Source organism: Ectobacillus sp. OTK, assembly GCF_059698935.1.
In genome coordinates this window covers 1377342-1399458 of the sequence record NZ_AP048547.1, presented here as the reverse complement: position 1 = coordinate 1399458, position 22117 = coordinate 1377342, and the positions used below count along the sequence as shown (strand labels likewise).

Below are 22117 nucleotides of genomic sequence, written 5' to 3'. Positions count from 1 at the left end.
TCATCATTTTTGTAAGTGCTTACATTTATTATTCTAGCCATTTTAAAAAAGTTTGGAATGTAAAAAACAGATATGATTGTTTAAAAAACAGGGATATCGCTTATAAGCTTTTATGATAAATAACACTGCTTTTTCAGGTAAATAGAAAAGCAATACCTCCTATAATGGTGGTACTGCTTCCTAAATTTTTATAAGTTCTTTTTCATTCGGTTATTTTCTAAATTTAGATGTAATGATTTCCTTTTCAATCCGAATAACCATCGTGTGACCGTTAATCGCTTTATAATCAGCTCATACATCAACAACGAGATAGCGAATGTTAAGATCATGATGATAAAAAACTTTGGAAGAACACCAAGATTTAGCTGTAGCACATAGTACCCCACAACGACCAGCACACTCTGATGAATAATGTAAATAGGGAAAGCTGCTTGATTGAAATAGGGTAATAGCTTATGTGAGAAATTTAAAAATTTATTTCCGAACCCAAGTATAACAATAAGAGTCAACCAGACATTTAATGTCCGCAAACAAGTTAGTATAATAGCAACTGCGGAAAATCCTGTTGCATCTTGGTTGTACTGCATAAGAACAATCCATGTTGGAACTAATAACAGGACTAATATAAATGCTTTCAGGCGCATACGATTAAACATTTCCTCATAGCTGGGATGGCTGCATGCAATAAAGCCCGCTACAAATATTACCAGGAAATAGAATGGATTTTGACCGCCCGGCGCAGGCAAAGCTTGTGTTAACACTAAAACAATAAAAAAGAGAAGAAACATCAGCGGCTGGCTGAAGGCCAAATTAAATTTTTCAATCGCCTGCTTTCGTTTTTCACTTTTAAAAAAGATAAAGAACGGCAGTGCAATGAGTGACAAGACAAATAAATAGAGAATAAACCATAAATGGGCAGGCGTAAATGTACCGAAGTATCCAGATAAATCACTAAAATCAGTGAAAAATGCCTGTAAGAATGACCAATACGGACCAACTTCACCTGTATGCTGCCATTTTGCATAATAGCCCTGAGGCGGAACCATGAACAATACTCCAAAGAGAAGCGGGATAAACAACCTATCAACACGATCTTTAATATATTGATGATTGGACCTAGCTTGAAGAGCATACCAGCTTGCTGATCCAGCTAACCAAAACAGTAATGGCATAAACCAATAACTAGTCAATGCAATAAACCAACTGGCTCCCCAGCTCAACACATCATTTTTTACATAAAATGGATCCCAATGGTCAAACACCCTGGACGAATGAAATGGAAATAACAATAAAATACCAAGGTTTCTAAGCCAGTCTATGTCGTACCTTCTTTTTACTCCAGTTTCTTCCTTCATGTGCTCCCCCCTAATCATAATATCCTTATTTATAGGACTGCTAACTCTTCATCAAATGAATGACAAAAATCAGTAGATGCAAACTCCTACTAAATTTTATCATTTCGCTCCTGATAATCGGGGAATTTTGGAAGTTTTTTGATAGATTCAACTTCTGTTCTCTGCTAAACATGCGATATCTCTTTGAAATATTTTGATTCTTTTAGTTTTGCTAGATAAAAATGTATAGTCAAGAACCTCTTACTATAAGGGGTACCGTTCTAGGAGCTTTAAAGGATTTTGGCGCAAAGATGATTTTTTTAAACATAGAACTTCATCATCCTTTTCATCTATTGAACAAGACACATTAAATGGTGTTATTTCAGAATCCCCCGCCGATCCCCCTCTTTTACATAGATTAGTCGTATTATTATGTCCAAATTTCAGAATTCTCGCGCCAAAAACCTTATCTTAAGCGTTTACGGAACACATGAAAGCTAAAATTATCAGAACGGAAATAATTGATTGAATATAAAATAAGCTGATCTTTTTCATCATAGTGAGATTGTTTTAGAACTAATAAAGGAGTTTCTTTATCACATTTTAAACTATCAGAAATTTCCGGCAGATAACTAGTTGTTCCAATGTCTGTAGTCGCATAATCAATTTTAAGATTCGCTTTGTCTTCTAAAAAATTAAAAATAGATTCTCGGTCTAATGTACATCCTTTTGGTAACAGATGTTCAGGAATTTTATCTATACAATATACTAACGGTTCTTGATTAGACGTTCTTATTCTTTTAACCAACAATATTTTTTCATTATCCTTAAGATTTAATTTTTCTTTCTCTTGGCTATTTGGCGTTACATAGTCTGAAAAAATTAACCTTGTGCCGGGTGTGTGTCCTCCCCTTTGAATCAAATCTGTAACGCTAAACAATTCTTCTATCCCATTAGAATATAAAGGTTTCTGGTTTATAAATGTCCCTATCCCATGCTTTTTAGTAATTATATTTTCTTGTTCTAATGATCTTAAAGCTTCTCTTAATGTAGAACGACTTACTTTAAACTTTTTAGCCAATTCCGTTTCGGAAGGCAACTTCTCTCCGGGTTTTAAATTACCATTCTCTATTTCTTCTTTAATCTTATCTATGATAACTAAATACCGTGATTTATGATAATCCTCTGCATACATGAATACGAACCTCCATAAAAGACATTAGTTATTTTATGGTATCAAAATAAACATCATTTTGCTATTTGTTTTCTAATAGGGACTCTATCGTATAGATCATATTTCAATTCGAATTACACACAGCCTATATTCTCCTCCTTGGTTTTTGTAAACACTTGGATAAATGTAACCATGCATAAGCATTTGCTAATACCACAAGTTTTAAAATTTACTTTCAAAAAGTATTGAATATGCGATAATCAAGTGCTAGAATCAACCTAAGCAATCCTGGTTGTTGGACATCCAACAACCCATATCAAGAAAACGCTTTCGATATGTATCTTTTGATTAACTATTTACAAGGCTTGCAAAATAAGAGGTGTTGAAACGAATCCTTTCTCATTCAGTAGTAAATTACCGCACATTAGAAAGATTCGTTTACAGATTTTGCTTTCAAAAAATATTGCATACTAGATAATTAAGTGCTAGAATCAACCTAAATGCTTTCTAGTTGTCTGACATCTTACAACCGAAGGTATAAAAACACTTTCAATCCTTGACCTTTGATTAACTATTTAGACAGCGCACAGAAATAAGAGACGTTGAAATACTAGAGAAGCACCTATCTAGCGCAAAATGAAGGATTTACATACCCTTGCTGGAAGCCGTTAAGGCCTTTTTTAGAGAAAAACAATTCTAATTCATGCGTACTTGTCCGTCCTTTTAGGAAGGCATGGAGAAACAATAGCTTAATCATACGAAATCATTTTGGAGGAGATGTTATTGAATACCGCTTATGTAAACGCTACCTTTTTCACCATGGATAAGGAAAATCGAATCTTCAAAAATGGCATTATGATTGTTGAGAATCAACTCATCTCCTACATCGGTCCATATTCTGCAGAATGGCTTGCAAAGGCAAATCAGGTGGTAGATCTTGGCGGAAAATGGGTTCTGCCAGGATTGGTAAATGCCCATTCTCATATAGTGATGACTCTTTTGCGCGGCATTGGAGATGATATGCTGCTAAAACCGTGGCTGGAAACCCGAATATGGCCAATTGAAGCCCGGTTTACAACGGAAATTGCTTCTGTAAGTACCCAGCTTGGTATTTTAGAGATGTTAAAATCCGGAACAACTACATTCTCAGATATGTTTAATCCCAATAGCATAGATCCCGATGCTGTAATACAGACGATTGGGGAAACCGGGATTCGTGGAGCCTTTTCTTATACGATTTTTAGCTTAGGCACGAAACAAGAACAGAAAGCAAACCTCATGGGAGCTGAGCGTTTTGCTAAAAGCTATAAAATGGCTGCTGATGACCGTCTAACAACGATGGTAGCGCCCCATAGCCCGTATGCTTGCACGCCAGAAGCTCTTATTGAAAGTGCACGGATTGCTAAAGAAAATGATTTGATGGTACACATTCACGTTTCGGAAACGGATTTTGAAGTGCTAGATATTGAAAAACGTTACGGAGTTCGTCCTGTCGAGCATCTTCGCCGTTTAGGTCTCTTTGATCAGCCAACTGTGATGGCTCACGGTGTGATGCTCAATGATGAAGAGCGGGCGATATTAAAGCAGTATGATGTACGGGTTGCCCATAATCCAATCAGCAACTTGAAGCTTGGCTCAGGCATTGCCGATGTCGTTCGTCTTCTAGATGCCGGAATAAAAGTAGGAATTGCAACAGACGGCGTAGCTTCCAATAACAATTTCGATATGTTTGAGGAGATGCGAACCGCTGCACTGCTGCAAAAAGGTATCTATAAAGATGCAACTAAGCTCCCGGCCCCAACGACGCTATCCTTGGCCACACGAGTAGGAGCTGAAGCCATTGGTATGAGTCACACAGGTTCTCTGGAAATAGCTAAAAGGGCTGATTTCATTACAATTTATCCGTATGACAAGGAACATCTACAACCACTTAGTGAAGCGTATTCACATTTGCTTTATGCAGCATGCGGACGCGATGTATGCGATGTGTACATCGATGGCAGGGTAATTGTGAAAGACCGCTGCTGCTTAACTATAGATGAAGAAAAAGTGATTGCTGAAGTGAATCGTCTGCAGGCTAGCCTTTCAGGATAAACTCCAGGCATATTAAAACTTTCAATTTAATTTTTAACATTTGAGAGGAGAAAAAACATGAGGCTTAGCGAAAAAATTCAACAAACAAAGGAATACTTGCTTTCCAAGGTGGATCAATCCCCATTGATTGGCCTAGTCCTAGGGTCTGGACTTGGCATATTAGCAGACGAAATTGAAAATCCAATTGCCATTCCTTACGATGTCATTCCTCATTTTCCCGTTTCTACCGTGGCAGGCCATAAAGGTCAGATAGTGATTGGCGATTTAAAGGGTAAGCGTGTAATCGCAATGCAAGGACGATTTCACTACTATGAAGGTCATGCACTTGCGGCTGTTACCTATCCTATCCGTGTCATGAAAGCGATTGGAGTTGAGCAAATTATTGTAACAAATGCAGCAGGCGGTATTAACTCAGCTTTTAAGCCTGGTGACTTGATGATCATTCAAGACCATCTCAATTTAACCTCCCAAAATCCGTTGATTGGACCTAATGAAGAGGAGTTTGGAGAAAGATTTCCAGACATGTCCGAGGCTTATTCGAAGAAATTGATTGCTTTAACAAAAGAAGTAGCAGCCAAGGAAAAAATAAAAGTCGTGGAAGGTGTCTACGCTGGAGTGATTGGACCTAGTTATGAAACACCAGCTGAGGTTAAGTTCTTGGGGAGAATCGGAGCGGATGCTGTTGGAATGTCCACTGTTCCAGAAGTAATCGTTGCCAGACATTCCGGGTTAGAGGTTCTGGGCATTTCCTGTATTAGCAATATGGCAGCAGGCATTTCTGAACACTCTTTAACGCATGATGAAGTAATGGAAACAACCGAAAAAATCAAAGCTCAATTTTTGCAATTGGTCAAAGAAGTCATTGTTGCAATGTAGAAGAATTTCGATTCTGAAAAGCTCATACATCCAGCATAGGCCAAAGAAGGCTGATTGTCCGGGCAAACATAGTTGGATCGAAATGGAGGAGTAGAATTGTGATTCAGCGTTTCATGCAATATTTTCAATTGGAAGCACACGGGACGACGTGGAAAAGAGAGTTAACGGCAGGGCTAACCTCTTTTTTCACAAGCGCCTATATTATACTGGTCAATCCCTTGATTTTAAAAGACGCTGGAATTCCATTAAGCGCTAGCGTCATAGCAACCATTATTGCATCAATTGCAGGCTGTCTACTGATGGCCCTATGGGTTAATGCGCCGATTATTGTGATTCCCGGCATGGGGATCAATGCTTTTTTTAGTTATACGATGATTCAGTCTATGGGGCTCACCCCTCAACAGGGGATGACTGTGGTAATCATCTCAGGAGTTCTATTTTTTCTCGTCAGTATCACTTCTTTCGGAAATCAAATCCTATCGTCTGTCCCTGATTCGTTAAAACATGGGATCACAGTGGGCATTGGACTTTTTCTTACCTTTATTGGGCTGCAGAAAGGGGGAATTATTCAATCTAGTGAAACTACTCTCGTCGCCCTTGGCAATTTTGGAAGCCCTATTGCACTGTCTACACTAGCAGGCCTGCTGGTCACACTAGTGCTATTTGTTCGCAATGTCAAAGGGAGCCTATTAATCGGTCTCTTCTTTACTAGTATATTGACCCTTTGGATTACTGAAAAAAAGGAAATTACTAACAAAGGAATGGATTTTCACGCTTACAGCCAGCTGTTTGCCTCCAGCGAGTTCAGTATCCTACAGATTTCTTTCTGGATCGCCGTTTTTTCTATGACTATGATTCTTCTCTTTGAAAACATGGGATTGCTAAGCGGGATGCTGCCGGATGTTGAAAAGTTTCCTCGTGCTTACAAAGCAATGGCGATCTCTACGATTGCATCGGGAATCTTTGGAACCAGCCCGACCATTGCTTCCGCTGAGAGTGCATCCGGAATCTCAGAAGGAGGAAAAACTGGTATTCCTGCCCTAGTAACAGCAATCTTGTTTGCCCTCTCAATGGCAGCTTTGCCGTTCATTCAGCTAATACCTGAAAATGCAGTTGCTCCGGTATTGATTATCATTGGAGCATTAATGATGAAAAGTGTGATTAACATCCCTTTTCATGATTTTTCCGAGAGTTTTCCAGCTTTTTTAATTATCGTCTGTATTCCATTAACATCCAGTATCGCCGACGGTTTGGCCTTTGGTTTTATCGCATATCCATTAGTCAAAGTGGCGATTGGAAAGTGGAAATATGTGTCACCTCTCATTTACCTAATTGCCGTGCTCTTTCTGTTGAATATCGTCGCTTCTTCTGTACTTGTACATTAGTACGTATTTTATAAATAAAGAACAAATCTCTCTTGCACCGAACTTCACTCCTTAAAGTAGATACACAAGAAACATACAATGTCAAAGTACTTTAAGGAGTGTTTTGGATAAAACAACTTATCCTTTAAACTCTTAAATATAAGAAGGTTTTTATATTAAAATATTTTGTGGGAGGAAATACAGAATGAAATTTCTAATCTTTATACTCGGATTAGCTATTACTTTTTTACTAGCTTTTCTTGCAAGCAGTGATCGCAAGCAGATTAAATATAAACCAATTATGCTTATGCTTGTTATACAATTAGTGTTATCGTACTCTTTATTAAATACACAAATCGGATTTATATTAATTAAAGGAATTTCTGATGGGTTTGGAACACTCCTGCATTATGCAGAATCCGGTATTAATTTTGTATTTGGCGGTCTGGTTAATCAAGGAGAATTCTCATTCTTCCTTTCTGTATTGCTTCCAATTGTTTTCATTGCAGTATTAATCGGGATATTGCAACACCTCAAAGTTTTACCTTTTATCATTAAAGGAGTCGGTTTCCTATTAAGTAAAGTAAATGGTTTAGGAAAGCTGGAGTCCTATAATGCTGTTGCAGCAGCAATTATTGGACAAGGAGAAGTATTCATTACAGTAAAGGATCAGTTAAGCCGGTTGCCAAAAAGCCGATTATATACGCTTTGTGCCTCTTCCATGTCTACTGTTTCTATGTCAATTGTTGGTTCGTACATGAAAATGGTTGAACCCAAGTATGTGGTAACAGCACTTGTTTTGAACTTATTTAGCGGATTTATCATTGTCCACATTGTAAACCCTTACAAAATAAATGAAGAGGAAGATATTTTAGAGTTACAAGAAGAAAAAAAACAAACATTCTTTGAAATGTTAAGTGAATACATTACACTCGGATTTACTATTGCTGTTATGGTGGGTGCAATGTTAATTGGCTTTGTAGCATTAATGGCAGCAATTAATGGTGTATTCGACTATATTTTCGGTATCACATTCCAAAGTGTCTTAGGATATATCTTCTCACCATTGGCTTTCATTATGGGAATTCCAGCATCAGAAATGCTGGAAGCTGGTAAGATTATGGCAACAAAATTAGTTACAAACGAGTTTGTAGCAATGCTTGATTTAGCAAATGTATCAGCAGAGTTATCACCACGAACAGTTGGTATTTTATCAGTATTTCTTGTATCATTTGCCAATTTTTCTTCCATTGGGATTATTGCTGGTGCGACAAAAAGTATTGACGCAAAACAAGCGAATGTTGTTTCTCAATTTGGTTTAAAACTTTTATATGGAGCCACTTTAGTAAGTATATTATCAGGGACTATTGTTGGTGTGATGCTGTAATCTTTGAGTAGAATAGAAGAGCAAATGTAAAAGGGATAGCTCACGCTATCCCTTTTACAGCCCTCCTGATCAAACTTTATTTCTTGGTTCCGCATCTGTTTTTTAATCTCTACATACTTTCTCTTCTAACTTAGAAGCTTCCGAGCATAAGTTATTTCGGTTATCCATTTACTCTCAAGGCTAGCAGGAAATTTCTATTCTATGGCTCTAACGAAGAATTTTTGTACTAGAACCTAATCTTCCCTCTTTTTCAATGACTCTTATTTTACAAGAAAACGAATGTACGAAAAGATATAAATTCGTGCATTCAAATTGTTTACAGTCTTCAAAATAAAAACAAAATCCCCGCACATCTGCCGTAATATCCCGTTAGTCTTGAGGCACTATTCCAACGGCTTCGATAAAAACAGCTAAATATTCCCTTTACAATTCTCTCTATATTCTTTATAGTAAACTTGTAAAACTTAAAATTTTCAGACTAGGGGTGTCCAATAAGTTGGGCTGAGAGAGAAACACGATAAAGTTTCTTAACCCTCAGGACCTGATCTGGTTCATACCAGCGTGGGGAAGTTAGAATATCTACTACACATAATGATTAATAATTATTATGTACCTATCCTCTAACATCAGCCGGGTCCTATAACAGGTCCCGGCTTTTCATGCTGCAAGTGGATTGGATTTTGTCCTTTTTAATCATTTAAAAAAGGAGCGAATACAATCATGAAAAACAATTCTGTACAGGATATGAATTTTTCTATCATGTCTAGTTTCTCGGGAAGTAAAAAGGTCTATGTAGAAGGATCTAGACCAGACATTCAAGTTCCGATGCGCGAAATTCAATTAAGTCCAACAACTGGTTCATTTGGTGAAGAGGAAAATCCCCCTGTACGTGTGTATGACACAAGCGGCCCGTACACAGATACCAATGATTTAGTCGATATCCGCAATGGTCTCCGTCCGATACGCCGCAATTGGGTTCTCGAACGTGAGGATGTAGAGGAGTATGAAGGGCGAGAGATAAAGCCTGAAGATAATGGGTATAAAAAGGATGATCCACGAGCTAATGCACTTGTCTTTCCAGGACTCAAGCGAAAACCATTACGTGCAAAAAAAGGGAAAAATGTAACGCAGATGCATTATGCACGTCAAGGAATTATTACTCCTGAAATGGAATTTATTGCTATAAGGGAAAATGTTTCCCCTGAGTTTGTTCGGGATGAAGTGGCCCGCGGCCGCGCCATTATTCCTGCTAACATTAATCATCCTGAAGCGGAACCAATGATTATTGGACGTAACTTCCATGTGAAGATTAACGCGAATATCGGAAATTCAGCTGTTACTTCATCTATCGAAGAAGAAGTGGAAAAAATGACATGGGCTACTCGTTGGGGAGCAGATACACTAATGGATCTTTCCACCGGTAAAAACATCCATACAACTCGCGAGTGGATTATTCGAAATTCACCTGTTCCAGTTGGAACTGTACCTATTTATCAGGCACTTGAGAAAGTGAATGGAATTGCTGAGGATTTAACTTGGGAAGTGTTCCGCGACACATTAATCGAACAGGCGGAACAGGGTGTGGATTACTTTACGATTCATGCGGGTGTGCTTTTGCGATATATTCCATTAACAGCAAAGCGCGTAACTGGAATTGTTTCACGAGGCGGCTCTATTATGGCACAATGGTGTCTTGCCCATCATAAAGAAAACTTCCTTTACACTCACTTTGAAGAAATCTGTGAAATTATGAAAGCATATGATGTATCCTTCTCCTTAGGAGATGGCCTCCGTCCTGGTTCAATCGCAGATGCAAACGATGAAGCACAATTTGGGGAATTGGAAACATTGGGTGAACTCACAAAGATTGCATGGAAGCATGATGTGCAAGTAATGATTGAGGGACCGGGCCACGTTCCTATGCACTTAATCAAAGAAAACGTGGATAAACAAATGGAACTCTGCCAAGAAGCTCCATTCTATACTCTTGGACCGCTTACAACAGATATTGCTCCTGGCTACGATCATATTACTTCGGCAATTGGAGCTGCAATGATTGGGTGGTTTGGCACAGCAATGCTTTGTTATGTAACTCCAAAAGAACACCTAGGGCTTCCGAATAAAGAGGATGTGAGAGTAGGGGTTATTACATATAAAATTGCTGCTCACGCTGCTGATTTAGCCAAAGGTCATCCGGGTGCCCAAAAACGAGATGATGCCCTTTCAAAAGCAAGATTTGAGTTTCGTTGGAGAGACCAGTTTAACCTATCCCTTGATCCTGAAAGAGCAATCGAATATCATGATGAAACTCTTCCAGCTGAAGGTGCCAAAACTGCGCATTTCTGTTCCATGTGCGGTCCAAAATTTTGCAGCATGAGAATTTCACAGGATATTCGTGATGCTGCAAGGGAAAAAGGACTTGGTGTTGAAAGCATCATTGACGAGGGTTTAAAAGAAAAAGCAAATGAATTTAAAAAAACAGGCGGCGAACTCTACCTATAATACGTATAGCTGGAAAGGAGAATTCGATGCAGCGAGTGATCCAAATTAAAGAGGAAATAAGACAACTAAACAATCTGCTAGAACGGCTGAAGGAAGAGCTAATTAGCCTGCAAAACAATTGTAAGCATGAATTTATAAGCAATGGTTATGTACGAACCTGTACAAAGTGTCAGAGGGTAGAAAGTCTACATTGGTAATAGTAGTTTATAACACTTATTGTAAGAAAGTTTAGATAAAGTGTTATAAAGAACTGAAAGGTAGCCCTTACAAGCTAAATTTGCAACTTTACCCATTCCTCGAAGTTACACTAATACAAGATAAGGCATCTAATCAGGGATTACCTAACCAGTTATACTCTATTTAAATAGCATAAAAAGTGGTTCTGATGCAAATATGATGTTTTCGAAACATAGAACCGCAATATCCTTTTCAGCTGTGAATTATGATACGACAGTCATTTATGTATAAATTCAATCTTAGCCTGGACAGACTTCACCCCTTGCTGAAGTCTGTCCTTTTTTGAATTCTAGCATAGTACGAATTCACTTCTTTATAAAACGATGATCTTGCTCCATTGCATATTATTCGAGTGTTTCTGTTGTCTCAGTTGTATATTGTTAGGTATGTTTTTTCCTTTTAACGGTTCAATCGCTATAGGATCGCCGCGTAATGACGTGAGGTATAGAAGCATGAAAAGGCTGCAAAGCTTTCTTGAAGAAGCTACTTTGCAACCTTTATGTCTCATATTTTACAACCGGACATGCTTCCCTGACATTATTCAACTCTGGAAGGAAACTCGTTCCGTATTTTGGCACGGATACACCAGAGTTTCCGGCTACTGTTGCTCCAATATCTTGCAAATATTTAACGGATTGGAATTTCTTGTCCTGCGTTTTTCATACTTGGACTGTAAAACAACAACAGTATCTATTCACGTGTATGATCCTTTAAAGCGCCTTTCGGTATTCGGAAGGAGTACATCCTGTATGCTTTTTAAATACTTGGCTGAAATATTGCGGATTATCGCCAAATCCTATCATTTCCGCTAGCGTCACAATTTTCACATCATCCATTTGCTTGATCTGTTCCATCGCTTTTTCAATTCGTGCCTTCATTACATAGTTAGAAAACCGTTCTCCTGTTTCTTGTTTAAACAGCTTCCCTAAGTAATCCGCGTTCATATATAGCATTTGATTTGCAACCCACTTTAATGATAAGTTCGGATTGCCAAGATGCCCATCAATAATGCCAATTACCTTATTAATAATGGATGAATGCTTTGTCTTATGCCGGTCGTAATACGTAAGGGTAATTTCTTTTGCAGTCTGTTCAAAAAATGTTTTCATTTGCTGCACTGTATTCATTGCCATAAGAGCAGAAATTTTCTCCATGTATACATTCATACGCTCTGAATCACATGTCTGAACCATAACAAGGAACAGCTGCATTGCATATGATTTGGTTAAATGAATGCCTAACCGTTTGTTGATGAGGGTAGTAAAAAAGTTTGTAATTTCTTCATGCACATCTTCCCAATGCCCTGATTTAATCAGTAAACAAAATTGCTGTTCATCAAATTCTATGTGGAAGTTGTTGCTTTGGCTAACAGACATTATATCCTTCTTTGTAATAATACTTCCCTCGCTTAAATAAAAACGATGATTCAAGCATTCCAACGTTTCTTGATAGAGTTTTCTCGCGCTGCGAATATGATCCGCTTCACTTACCGCAACTGTGGTATCCAGCTCGTAAAACTGAAAGAAGCGCTCACGGATGAGATTAATTTGATCCTGCAGCTTTGCTGCTTCTCCTTCCTCCATAATAAATAGGACGTATTCTCCAATAATCGTACTTAGCAAGGGAGAAACAAAGATTTCCTCCGCAATGTTTTTGATCGCATACATATGCTCAAAATCAAATTCACCCTCTAATTGAAACAAAATAAGCCGCACTTGCTGATCGCTTAATTCAATATGAAACAGCCTTTGATAATAGCTTAAGTCTTTGTTTGTATAGATTTTATTCGAAATAAACTCCTTCAATAGCTGCTCCTTTAGATAAGGCTGCGCTGTTTCAAAACGGCTTTTTATACCTTGTACAAACTGCTCCTTATGCTCCTCTTCTTTGATTTCACTTGTTACTTCTTGTAATGTTTCCATGATGGTATGCTCATTACAAGGCTTTAGTAAATAATGCTTTACTCCATATTGCATGGCGCTTCTGGCATATTCAAACTCAGAGAACCCAGATAGTAAAATAAAACGAATAGAAGGAAACTCCTGATGTACCTTAGCTGCTAATGCCAGCCCGTCCATGCCCGGCATTTTAATATCACTAATAACAATATGCGGCTGCTCATGAACAATTTTTTCATAGGCTTCAATACCATTTCGTGCGGTATCGACTAATACCGTGTCTAACGCAGCCCAATTAATCCCATTTGAAATCCCTTCCAAAATAATTCGTTCATCATCTACTAATAATACCTTATACATATTCTTCACACCCCACTTGATACGGTAATATGATGCTTACTGCCGTCCCCTTCTGAGGTAAGCTCTCTATTTTTAAACCATATTGCTCACCGAAGGAAAGCTTAATCCGTTCATCAATATTCTGTAATCCAATGCCATTCCCTCTTGTTTTTACTTGTCCGCTCTTTATCTTATTAAGTAACGAAGCGTCCATCCCCGGCCCATTGTCCTCTACTGTAAGATAAAAGCAGCCTTCTTCTCTAAAGGCTCTGACTGTAATCGTACATGGTTCAATCGAGGGCTCCAAAGCATAGTGAATCGCATTTTCAATTAAAGGCTGTACGGTAAGCTTTGGAATATAGCAATTTTGTAAATCCGGAGGAATATCTAAAGAAAAATCCAGCCGTTCTTCAAATCGGTATTGTTGAATTGTTATATAGGACCGAACAATTTCAATTTCTTTCTCAATCGTGATGACATCTTCCTTCATACTGATAGAATTCCGAAGCAAATATCCAAGTGACTCGACCATTTTAGAAATCTGCTGCTGCTGATTTGCTTTTGCCAGCCAGTTAATCGATTCTAAAGTGTTGTACATAAAGTGAGGATTGATCTGCGCTTGGAGTGCTTTAAACTCCGTTTCCTTGATCAACAGCTGCTTTTCATAATTCTCTTTAATCAGTTCATTGATTCGCTGTACCATAGTTGTAAAATTACGATGCAGAATGCCAACCTCATCTTGATGCAACGGAGGGGAAGGCAATGATTCCGCTATTGTAAAATCTCCCTTTTGAATATGCTTCATAGCTGAAACTAACCTTTCAATCGGGCTTGTAATTCTTTTCGAGAATCTAACGCCTAAAGAAATAACAAAGATAAACAGCAAAATAAATATAATGATAAGAGAATACTTTACTGCTGTTACCTTCGCAAACATGAGATTAAAAGGGATGATATTCCAATACGTCCAATCCGCATAAGATGACTGAATATGAGTAATAAAATATCTTTGCCCGCCTACCTTTTGAATTTTATAGCCTTGCTTTGTATTGTTTGAGAAGTCAAATTGTTTAAAGCTGTTGATTGTTTTTTCTGAAAAAAATATGTTTTGTCCGCTGGAAATCATAATACTTCCAGCTATTTCTTCCCATTCCTTCGGCAGATCTCTCACAATTTTTTCTAAATCAACATGAATGACTAATGTTCCTAATTTGTCTAAGCTTAAATTTTCGTACGATCGAATTTGTCTCGCAGAAACTAAGAAATCATTGAAGCCATCAGGTGTAATCCATAGGGTACCTCCATGCTGCTTAGCCGCTTTATAGATGATAAGATTTCTCTGTTCTTGTGATAGCGGCGCAGGATTCGTTCCAGCTACATATTCTGTTCCATTCGCAGCAAGCAAACGAATCGAATGAATATACTTTTCTGAGCCAACATAATTTGTTAGCTTGTCCCAGAGCTCCTTTTGAATGCGGTATTGTTCGTAACCGCTAATATTACCTTTTAAATCTTTTAGGTTTCTTTGTATATCATTATCTGTAATAATATCGAAGGAAATTTCCTCTACCTTTTTCAGTTCATCTTGAATACTATTAGACGACATCGTTAACACTTGGGAGGACTTTCGATAAATTTGCTCATCATAAATTTGAAAGGCATATTGTAACCCAATTAACATAAAGGAAAGAGAAACAATCATAATAAAAGATATAAAGATAACTAGCTTATATTTGATTTTTAAGTTTTGGTAGGTATTTGTTATAGAGAGCAGCAGCTTATTCATGGAAGTTAAAGTCCCCCCTCACGTTTACATGCTTTATTGCATTTGTAAGCTTCTATTTGATCTAGATTGTTTGTCTCTTTGTGTAGCTGTGATCAATACTATGAAAGGCCTTGACCGCAAACCATGTTACGATTAAACAGAAAACGCTTCCGCTAAAGAATACGACGAATGTAACATGCAACAAAATCAGATAGGTGATACCTAAAGCTCCAGCGATCATCCCAAGTGTGTGTAAAGGTCGGGAAAACCCAATAATCAGTGCGTATTTGAATGTGTGAAATAAAGGAATATTGTAGTGAACATACACTGGGAAAATTAGTAATACAATAACTCCATACACCAATAATAAACTCGTAAAAATAAGCTTCATTATGGACATTTGCTCATGGAATAAACCGAATATCACAAAATCCAAGTAAAAAACAGCAGCAATGATAGACAAAATGCATCCCAGTACATTTATTTTCAAAAATTCTTTCTTATAGGTTTTCCAAAAGGTTTGAAAAATCGGAATGTCCGTGTTCCCTGTTACCCATTTGCGAGTCACTGAAAAGGTAGCAGCAGTGGCCGGCATAATACCGAAGACGACTAGGCCAACAAGAGAAAAAGAAATCCACAATACATTTAAATAAGCCAGGCGCATAACCCATTCACAAAAACGGTATAATCCGTTTGTAACAAATTGTACCATTATTCTCCAACCTCCTCTCATGAACTGACAATGTTTTAATCATTCCCTATTTGATTTGTATTCTATCATTTCCAGAATAAAAGTTAAACTAGGTGAACAATTCCAGTAAATAGTTAAAGAGACGCTTTTGAAAGCGCTTCTAATATTATAATTGTAGAAAATTGCTTACATATTCTAAAGCAAAAAAACAGACATCACTGTTTAAAAAACAGTGATGTCACGGGCAGTTAATTATGTTAAGACAATTAGATAGGGAAAATCCTCCCATTTCCGACTAAATTTTTGTTTACTGATGGAGAACACCATTGTACTTATACTTCAAAAACGCCATACTTTCCTCTATAAAAGGCTCTGTAGTTTCCTCCATCAAAATATTTATAAATGGCTTTCTAGGCTTTATAAGCTGCATGACTAAATCATAGTCTAATAGACCTTTCCCAACCGCTGTTGGCTTTAACTGATTATCCTCTACTATAAAATCCTTTGCATGCAGGATGGCTATCCGATCTCCAAACAATTCGATTGCCTCAGAAAAGATCTGCTCCTGTTTCATGTAATTTTCTATTGTCAAGAAATTAACCGGGTCAAAAATAACCTGAAGGTTGTTGGAATGTACCGTATCTAAAAGCCTTTTCATTACTTTTTGCGAATAAATTGGATGATTCACTCCCCCTTCAATCCCTACAATTACGCCAAATTTTTCTGCTTCTTCTACAAGCTCCCGTACACTGCTTACAACCTGCTGAAATGGTTCTTCTTTGAAGTTCTCTACCGTATAGACAATGTCTGCATTCACATTCCCAGTTTCAGTCCCGACAATGCTGCAGCCAAAATCCCTTGCATATCTGATATGCTCTTTAAATCGCTCTAATGCTTTCCTTCTCTCGCCTTGATCCGGATGAATCATATTAATATAGCAGCCGAGCACGGCAATTTGAATATTATGGCTGCGAAAGGCATTCCCAATTTGATATGCCATCCCTGGATTTAAGCTCCCTAGACCTGTATCGAAATCAAAGGATTTACTTAAAGCCAGCTGTACAGAGGTCAGCCCCTTATTTGAGATTTCTTGTACCAATTCTTCTAGCGGAAGTTTTTTCATATCATGCGCTCTTATGCCAATATTCATATATACCACTTATCCCTTCCTCGATTCGATTCACTACAACGTTCTGTGTATACAAATAAACCGTATCACCTCTTTGCGTGATACGGCTTATCGAGTGTTCCCCTTACCTAAAGTTACATAAGTATTATCTAGCTAACCAGCCGCCATCAACTGCTAAAATATGTCCGTTCACATAATCAGACGCGCTGCTCGCCAGGAAAACAACGGCCCCCATCAAATCCGCTGGAGCGGCCCAGCGCCCAGCAGGGATACGTGACAAAATTTCTGCATTGCGCTTTTCATCTGCACGGATTGGAGCAGTGTTTGCGGTTGCTACATATCCCGGTGCAATTGCATTGATTTGCACGTTATATTCCGCAAGCTCATTCGCAAATGCTTTTGTAACACCAGCCACCCCATGCTTGCTGGCTGTATATGGCGGTACAAATTTACCGCCCTGAAAAGTGAGCATAGAGGCAATATTAATGATTTTTCCGCTTCTTTGCTCTACCATTACCTTGGCAGCCTCCTGGCTTAAAAAATACACAGAGTTTAAGTTGAGATTCATCACAGCATCCCAGTCTTCTTCCTTATACTCCAGTAATGGCGTACGGCGAATTGTACCTGCGTTATTTACTAAAATATCAATTTTTCCGTATACCCTTACACATTCCGCAACGATTTCCTTTATTGCTTTTCTATCAGTCAAGTCAGCTTGGAAAAATTGTACCCTGCGGCCTTCCTTTTCAATTAACTCTCTTGTTTCTTCCCAATTTGTGCCATGTGTTACGATAAAAAGATCAGCTCCCGCTTTAGCAAGCGCTACCGCATAGCCTTGTCCTAATCCTGTATTGCCGCCTGTTACAATAGCAACCTTTCCCTCTAATTGAAAGAAATTCATTGAAAATGCACTTAGCTCATTCGTCATGACTGCTCCCTCCCCCTCGTTTTTTTAACTTCTATCGTTTGCTTATTTCAGTTCACTCATTTTTACATGATCCATATCGTCATAGGTGATGTTTTCTCCGCACATTCCCCAAATAAACGTATAGTTACTCGTTGCAGTACCTGTGTGGATCGACCAGCTTGGCGAAATGGCAGCTTGTTCATTGCTCATAACCAAATGTCTCGTTTCCTCCGGCTTACCCATAAAATGGAACACACGAGTTTCCGGCTCCATATCAAAGTATAGATACACTTCCATACGGCGTTCATGTGTATGGCAAGGCATTGTATTCCAAACACTGCCCGGTGAAAGCATTGTTAACCCCATTTGCAGCTGACAGCTTTCACAAACATTTGGATGAACATATTGATAAATTTTCCGTTCATTTAATGTGCCAGGTGCTCCGGCCTGAAGCGGATCAATTTGATTAATATCAATTTTCACCGTTGGATATGCGTGGTGAGCTGGTGTGGAGTTAATATAGAATTTAGCCGGATTGCCAGCATCCTTTGAACGGAATAAAACCTCCTTAACCCCCTTCCCAACATATAAACCATCACGGCGCTGCATATCATACTCAATGCCATCGAGGGTAATAACGCCGTCCCCGCCAACGTTGATAACACCCATTTCACGACGCTCCAAGAAATAATTAACCCCTAACTCCTTGTCCAGCTTAATCGTTAATTCTTCCTTCGCCGGTGTAACCCCTCCGAAAATCATCCGGTCCACATGCGTGTATGTTAGATGCACTTGATCTGCTTCAAATAGCGTTTCTACTAAAAAATGTTTTCTGAGTTCTTCTGTTGTGTATTTTTTAATATCCTCTGGATGATGTGCATAACGAGTTTCCATTTTGTTTCCCCCTTGTTATCGCATAATTTTCCCTGAACCAGCTTCCACGAACCGAAGGATTTCCTCCTCCGAAAAAACATTGCAATCCCCATGCACAGTATGCTTTAAAGCAGATGCTGCGGTTGCAAAGGAAATCACTTGCTCTAGCGGCAATGTTCCGGACAGCAGACCGTGCAGCACACCAGCCGCAAATGCATCCCCTCCGCCAACACGGTCAACAATAGGATAGATATGATGCTCCTTCGACTGATACAGCTCTCCACCCGCATACAGATTCCCTTGCAGTATATTATCAGATGCAGACTGTACTGTTCGGAAGGTAGAGCTCATATAGCGGATATTTGGATACATCTCTTTAATTTTTCCGTAATAGTATTCGAGTTGTTCTGTACGAGTTAAAGAATGATCGGCCTTTGGAATACCAAGTAAATAAATGGCATCCAATTCCCCGCAAAAGCAAATATCTACATAGGGCAATAGCGGTTTGATGGCTGCTGAAGCTTCTGTTTGACTCCAAAGCGATGCACGATAATTAAAATCTAAGCTCGTTTGAAGCCCACAATCCTTCGCCTTTTGCAGGGCAAGTAAGGTCAACCCTCTTAAGCAGGGGGACAAAGCAAGTGTAATGCCGGAAACATGAAAGAGTGCTGCATTCTCGAAAATCTCCCCTAAATCTAGTTCTTCCACTGTGAGTCTAGAAAAGCTCGAGTATTTTCGGTCATATGTAACCTGTGCACTTCTTTCACCTATACCTGCTTCTAGATAATAGGTTCCCAGTCTTTCTCCGCCCTTTAACAGGTAATCAGTACGCACTCCATGAGATTTCAAGTGGCGCTCCGCTGCAGCTCCTAAAGGATTGCTTGGCACTTTACTAACAAAATAGACATCGTAACCAAAATGGGAAAGGGACACACTTACGTTTGCTTCGGCGCCTCCATAATGCATGGTAAGATGATTCGTTCGTGAAAGACGCTCCCCTGTATGGGTGGAAAGACGAAGCATGATTTCTCCAAGCGTAACAATCTTCTTCATACGCTCACCCATCTCGCTTCTTTTACTTTTTGAATATATGCCCCTGCCATTTCTGTAATTTTTTCGTAATTTCCTGTTTTCGCCGAGGCAACTAGATTACCGCCTACGCCAACAGCTACGCAGCCATTTTCGATCCACTGTCCTACATTATCCAAGTTCACTCCGCCAGTCGGCATGATGTTCACCTGTGGAAGCGGGGCTTTTACAGCTTTCACAAACTCAGGACCAAATGCATTTCCAGGGAACAATTTTATAATATCCGCACCGTGCTCTAATGCTTGTTTCATTTCTGTAATTGTCATGCAGCCTGGCATGTAAGGAATTTGGTATAGATTACATAGCTTGGCAGTTTCCGCATCAAAGCATGGACTTACAATAAATTGTGCACCGGCTAAAATGGCAATTCGTGCCGTAGCATGATCAAGAACAGTTCCGGCTCCAATTACTACATTAGGATTAGCTGCATAAAAGGATGCCAATTCCTTGATTACTGCCTCTGCGTGCTGGATTGTAAAGGTAACCTCAATCCCTAAAATACCTCCCTTTACACAAGCCTCAGAAATACGGACTGCCTCTTCCTTTGTATCTGCTCTTACGACAGCAACTACTCCACACTCAGATATTTTAGTTAACACATCTAGCTTCTTCATTCTTGCCTCCAGGAAGGGAAATATTGTGATCTAGATACTCTACTAAACAAAGGATAGCCATGGATTGTCCATACGGCATAGGCGTTACAGGAATCTTTTTATAAAACTCGAGTGATTCCCCCATTGCCGTACCTGCTGATACGTGCTGGAGTGCCCCTTTATCATCAATATTTTCAATTACTGCTTGAACTGCCTTTAACCCCATATCCAAATACTTCTGATCCACGTAGCCTTTGCGAATTGCCTTTAATGTGCCGAACGCGAAGCCTGCTGTACAAGATGCTTCCACATATGATGTCGGGTCTAACAATAACGTATGCCATAGACCATTTTCGTTTTGGCATTTCTCTAAAGCTTCTAATTGTCTGTCTAACGTATCGATTAAAATGTGATGAACTGCATCATTTGTTGGTAAGTCTATCAAATCTAAAAATTCTGGAATTGCAATTGTTATCCAAGAATTTCCACGTCCCCATAATGCTTCAGCAAAGTTATGATTTCCCTCAAAACTCCAGCCGTGGAACCAGAGTCCTGTTTTCTTATCAAATAAATACTTAATGTGTACCAAGAACTGCTTTTTTGCTTCCTCAATGTACTCAGGCTTATTCAGCAACAGGCCAATTTTCGCTAAAGGCAACACACTCATCATTAATGTATCGTCCCACAGTTGCTGATAATTTTCCGATCCAAAAACAACGTGTTGAATACCGCCGTCTTTCGTTCTCGCCATATCATGGTACAACCAGTCCCCCCACGTTTCCAAATATGGTAAATACGTCGGGTTTTTTGTTTCTTCATACAGATATGCAAGCGTTATCATCTGAACCATCGTATTAACATTTTTTTCAACGGGCGGCAATTTAAATTGCTCATCAAACCAATTTATAATAATATTTAATACTTCCTCATTTCTTGTAACCTTGTAGTATTTCATCATCCCATAAAGGCCTACCCCTGCTGTCCATTCCCAATAGTTAAAGCTTTTATTATCTATTTTGCGTCCGTCAGCAAGAGGAATTGCATATTTTCCTTCTGGATCCTTCAAGTTAACTAGATTATCAATTAATAGCTCAATCTTTTGTTCGATTTCTTGTCTTTGCATTTGATAACACTCCTTTTAGGGAATAAATAAACAGCTTGCCAGGAAAATGATAGCGCTTTAAAAATAAAATGAAGTCTAGCAGAAAAAATGGTAAATGGACCATTCATCGTTTGGTTGCTTCTTTATGGAAATTTCTTTGCAATTTTGTTTATAGAAGGTTATACATCAATTTTAATAACCTTTCAGAGCTTTTTTAATATAAAAAACAGCAATCATTGTTCAAAAAACAGTGATTCGAGTTTACCTTGCATTCATATGGCCTGTTCAAGAATTGAATTCTATAATGAAAAAGACCGCCAACTAAATCATGGCAGTCTTATATTGAGACGTCTCTTTCTTTTTCTAATTTATTTTTACATCCCACTGAATCCTATTATTCTAAATAAAATACTTGCTTCAATTCAGCTGCAACAGGGCTATTATCAGGATTCGTTTCCATAATATCCTTCATATAAAGCCACCATTTTTGGCAAATCTCTGTTTGAGACATGGCATTCCATTTTTCTTCACTCTCAATTTCGACATAGGCAAATAAGGTACTCGTTTTTTCATCCAAAAATATGGAATAATGATGTGCTCCATGATTCTTTAATTCTCTTTCCATTTCCGGCCATAGCTCATCATGACGTCTTTTATACTCATCATGGAATCCTTCAAATACCTTCATTACTGTCGCTTTTCGAATCATGCTAGATTTCTCCCCACGTTTATTTATTAACCTTGCAGTCTAGTTATGCTTTCC

Annotated in this window: 17 protein-coding genes and 1 riboswitch; of the genes, 5 read left to right on the top strand and 12 right to left on the bottom strand. The window is 38.6% G+C overall.

Translation table 11 applies throughout. The features are described 5' to 3' along the window. Positions 1-188 precede the first annotated feature (188 nt). Positions 189-1355 carry an acyltransferase family protein gene (locus AC6HZ4_RS06825; RefSeq protein ID WP_497494235.1) on the bottom strand — a complete coding sequence of 389 codons (1167 nt, stop codon included), beginning with the start codon at positions 1353-1355 and terminating at the stop codon, positions 189-191. A 445-nt stretch (positions 1356-1800) separates the two neighbouring features. Beyond that, the gene (locus AC6HZ4_RS06820; protein WP_497494234.1) at positions 1801-2529 is read right to left on the bottom strand and encodes a GntR family transcriptional regulator; all 729 of its coding nucleotides are present in this window, start codon (positions 2527-2529) and stop codon (positions 1801-1803) included. Positions 2530-3285: 756 nt separating this feature from the next. Here AC6HZ4_RS06820 and AC6HZ4_RS06815 point away from each other — a divergent pair. The 5 genes from AC6HZ4_RS06815 to thiC all read left to right on the top strand — a co-directional run bounded on the left by AC6HZ4_RS06815 (position 3286) and on the right by thiC (position 10731). After that, positions 3286-4602, top strand: coding sequence for an amidohydrolase family protein (locus AC6HZ4_RS06815; RefSeq protein WP_497494233.1), 1317 nt, complete (start codon positions 3286-3288; stop codon positions 4600-4602). A gap of 57 nt (positions 4603-4659) precedes the next feature. Continuing rightward, positions 4660-5478, top strand: a complete 819-nt coding sequence (locus AC6HZ4_RS06810; RefSeq protein WP_497494232.1) for a purine-nucleoside phosphorylase — start codon at positions 4660-4662, stop codon at positions 5476-5478. Positions 5479-5591: 113 nt separating this feature from the next. Further along, positions 5592-6863, top strand: coding sequence for an NCS2 family permease (locus AC6HZ4_RS06805; protein WP_497495623.1), 1272 nt, complete (start codon positions 5592-5594; stop codon positions 6861-6863). A 184-nt stretch (positions 6864-7047) separates the two neighbouring features. Then, complete coding sequence (locus AC6HZ4_RS06800) at positions 7048-8229, top strand: NupC/NupG family nucleoside CNT transporter (protein ID WP_497494231.1); 1182 nt, start codon at positions 7048-7050, stop codon at positions 8227-8229. A 470-nt stretch (positions 8230-8699) separates the two neighbouring features. Further along, positions 8700-8814, top strand: a riboswitch (TPP riboswitch). A gap of 135 nt (positions 8815-8949) precedes the next feature. Continuing rightward, on the top strand, positions 8950-10731 hold the full coding sequence (gene thiC, locus AC6HZ4_RS06795) for a phosphomethylpyrimidine synthase ThiC (protein WP_497494230.1): 1782 nt from the start codon (positions 8950-8952) through the stop codon (positions 10729-10731). Between the two features lie 947 nt (positions 10732-11678). Here the strand turns inward: thiC and AC6HZ4_RS06790 are convergent. The 10 genes from AC6HZ4_RS06790 to rhaM form a co-directional block, all read right to left on the bottom strand. Then, on the bottom strand, positions 11679-13226 hold the full coding sequence (locus AC6HZ4_RS06790; protein WP_497494229.1) for a response regulator transcription factor: 1548 nt from the start codon (positions 13224-13226) through the stop codon (positions 11679-11681). Next, a complete protein-coding gene (locus AC6HZ4_RS06785; RefSeq protein ID WP_497494228.1) occupies positions 13219-14991 on the bottom strand; it encodes a cache domain-containing sensor histidine kinase in 1773 nt (590 codons plus the stop codon). The genes AC6HZ4_RS06790 and AC6HZ4_RS06785 overlap by 8 nt, the downstream gene beginning before the upstream one ends. Before the next feature lie 61 nt (positions 14992-15052). Continuing rightward, positions 15053-15682, bottom strand: a complete 630-nt coding sequence (locus AC6HZ4_RS06780; protein WP_497494227.1) for a YesL family protein — start codon at positions 15680-15682, stop codon at positions 15053-15055. A gap of 286 nt (positions 15683-15968) precedes the next feature. Further along, positions 15969-16784: a sugar phosphate isomerase/epimerase family protein gene (locus tag AC6HZ4_RS06775; RefSeq protein WP_497494226.1), complete on the bottom strand. Its 816-nt coding sequence runs from the start codon at positions 16782-16784 to the stop codon at positions 15969-15971. Positions 16785-16935: 151 nt separating this feature from the next. Next, complete coding sequence (gene kduD, locus AC6HZ4_RS06770; protein ID WP_497494225.1) at positions 16936-17718, bottom strand: 2-dehydro-3-deoxy-D-gluconate 5-dehydrogenase KduD; 783 nt, start codon at positions 17716-17718, stop codon at positions 16936-16938. A 42-nt stretch (positions 17719-17760) separates the two neighbouring features. Further along, a complete protein-coding gene (kduI, locus tag AC6HZ4_RS06765) occupies positions 17761-18591 on the bottom strand; it encodes a 5-dehydro-4-deoxy-D-glucuronate isomerase (RefSeq protein ID WP_497494224.1) in 831 nt (276 codons plus the stop codon). 15 nt (positions 18592-18606) lie between these two features. Then, on the bottom strand, positions 18607-19623 hold the full coding sequence (locus AC6HZ4_RS06760) for a sugar kinase (protein WP_497494223.1): 1017 nt from the start codon (positions 19621-19623) through the stop codon (positions 18607-18609). Further along, positions 19620-20273, bottom strand: a complete 654-nt coding sequence (locus AC6HZ4_RS06755) for a bifunctional 4-hydroxy-2-oxoglutarate aldolase/2-dehydro-3-deoxy-phosphogluconate aldolase (RefSeq protein ID WP_497494222.1) — start codon at positions 20271-20273, stop codon at positions 19620-19622. Before AC6HZ4_RS06755 ends, AC6HZ4_RS06760 begins: the two co-directional genes overlap by 4 nt. Next, complete coding sequence (gene bglB / locus AC6HZ4_RS06750) at positions 20248-21375, bottom strand: beta-galactosidase BglB (RefSeq protein WP_497494221.1); 1128 nt, start codon at positions 21373-21375, stop codon at positions 20248-20250. The genes AC6HZ4_RS06755 and bglB overlap by 26 nt, the downstream gene beginning before the upstream one ends. Before the next feature lie 373 nt (positions 21376-21748). Then, the gene (rhaM, locus tag AC6HZ4_RS06745; protein WP_497494220.1) at positions 21749-22063 is read right to left on the bottom strand and encodes an L-rhamnose mutarotase; all 315 of its coding nucleotides are present in this window, start codon (positions 22061-22063) and stop codon (positions 21749-21751) included. Positions 22064-22117 lie beyond the last annotated feature (54 nt).

What these genes read in the sequence shown, in the direction of transcription:
- AC6HZ4_RS06825 (WP_497494235.1), bottom strand. Translation starts at nt 1,355, where the DNA reads ATGAAGGAAGAAACTGGAGTAAAAAGAAGGTACGACATAGACTGGCTT.
- AC6HZ4_RS06820 (WP_497494234.1), bottom strand. Translation starts at nt 2,529, where the DNA reads ATGTATGCAGAGGATTATCATAAATCACGGTATTTAGTTATCATAGAT.
- AC6HZ4_RS06815 (WP_497494233.1), top strand. Translation starts at nt 3,286, where the DNA reads ATGTTATTGAATACCGCTTATGTAAACGCTACCTTTTTCACCATGGAT.
- AC6HZ4_RS06810 (WP_497494232.1), top strand. Translation starts at nt 4,660, where the DNA reads ATGAGGCTTAGCGAAAAAATTCAACAAACAAAGGAATACTTGCTTTCC.
- AC6HZ4_RS06805 (WP_497495623.1), top strand. Translation starts at nt 5,592, where the DNA reads ATGCAATATTTTCAATTGGAAGCACACGGGACGACGTGGAAAAGAGAG.
- AC6HZ4_RS06800 (WP_497494231.1), top strand. Translation starts at nt 7,048, where the DNA reads ATGAAATTTCTAATCTTTATACTCGGATTAGCTATTACTTTTTTACTA.
- thiC (WP_497494230.1), top strand. Translation starts at nt 8,950, where the DNA reads ATGAAAAACAATTCTGTACAGGATATGAATTTTTCTATCATGTCTAGT.
- AC6HZ4_RS06790 (WP_497494229.1), bottom strand. Translation starts at nt 13,226, where the DNA reads ATGTATAAGGTATTATTAGTAGATGATGAACGAATTATTTTGGAAGGG.
- AC6HZ4_RS06785 (WP_497494228.1), bottom strand. Translation starts at nt 14,991, where the DNA reads ATGAATAAGCTGCTGCTCTCTATAACAAATACCTACCAAAACTTAAAA.
- AC6HZ4_RS06780 (WP_497494227.1), bottom strand. Translation starts at nt 15,682, where the DNA reads ATGGTACAATTTGTTACAAACGGATTATACCGTTTTTGTGAATGGGTT.
- AC6HZ4_RS06775 (WP_497494226.1), bottom strand. Translation starts at nt 16,784, where the DNA reads ATGAAAAAACTTCCGCTAGAAGAATTGGTACAAGAAATCTCAAATAAG.
- kduD (WP_497494225.1), bottom strand. Translation starts at nt 17,718, where the DNA reads ATGACGAATGAGCTAAGTGCATTTTCAATGAATTTCTTTCAATTAGAG.
- kduI (WP_497494224.1), bottom strand. Translation starts at nt 18,591, where the DNA reads ATGGAAACTCGTTATGCACATCATCCAGAGGATATTAAAAAATACACA.
- AC6HZ4_RS06760 (WP_497494223.1), bottom strand. Translation starts at nt 19,623, where the DNA reads ATGAAGAAGATTGTTACGCTTGGAGAAATCATGCTTCGTCTTTCCACC.
- AC6HZ4_RS06755 (WP_497494222.1), bottom strand. Translation starts at nt 20,273, where the DNA reads ATGAAGAAGCTAGATGTGTTAACTAAAATATCTGAGTGTGGAGTAGTT.
- bglB (WP_497494221.1), bottom strand. Translation starts at nt 21,375, where the DNA reads ATGCAAAGACAAGAAATCGAACAAAAGATTGAGCTATTAATTGATAAT.
- rhaM (WP_497494220.1), bottom strand. Translation starts at nt 22,063, where the DNA reads ATGATTCGAAAAGCGACAGTAATGAAGGTATTTGAAGGATTCCATGAT.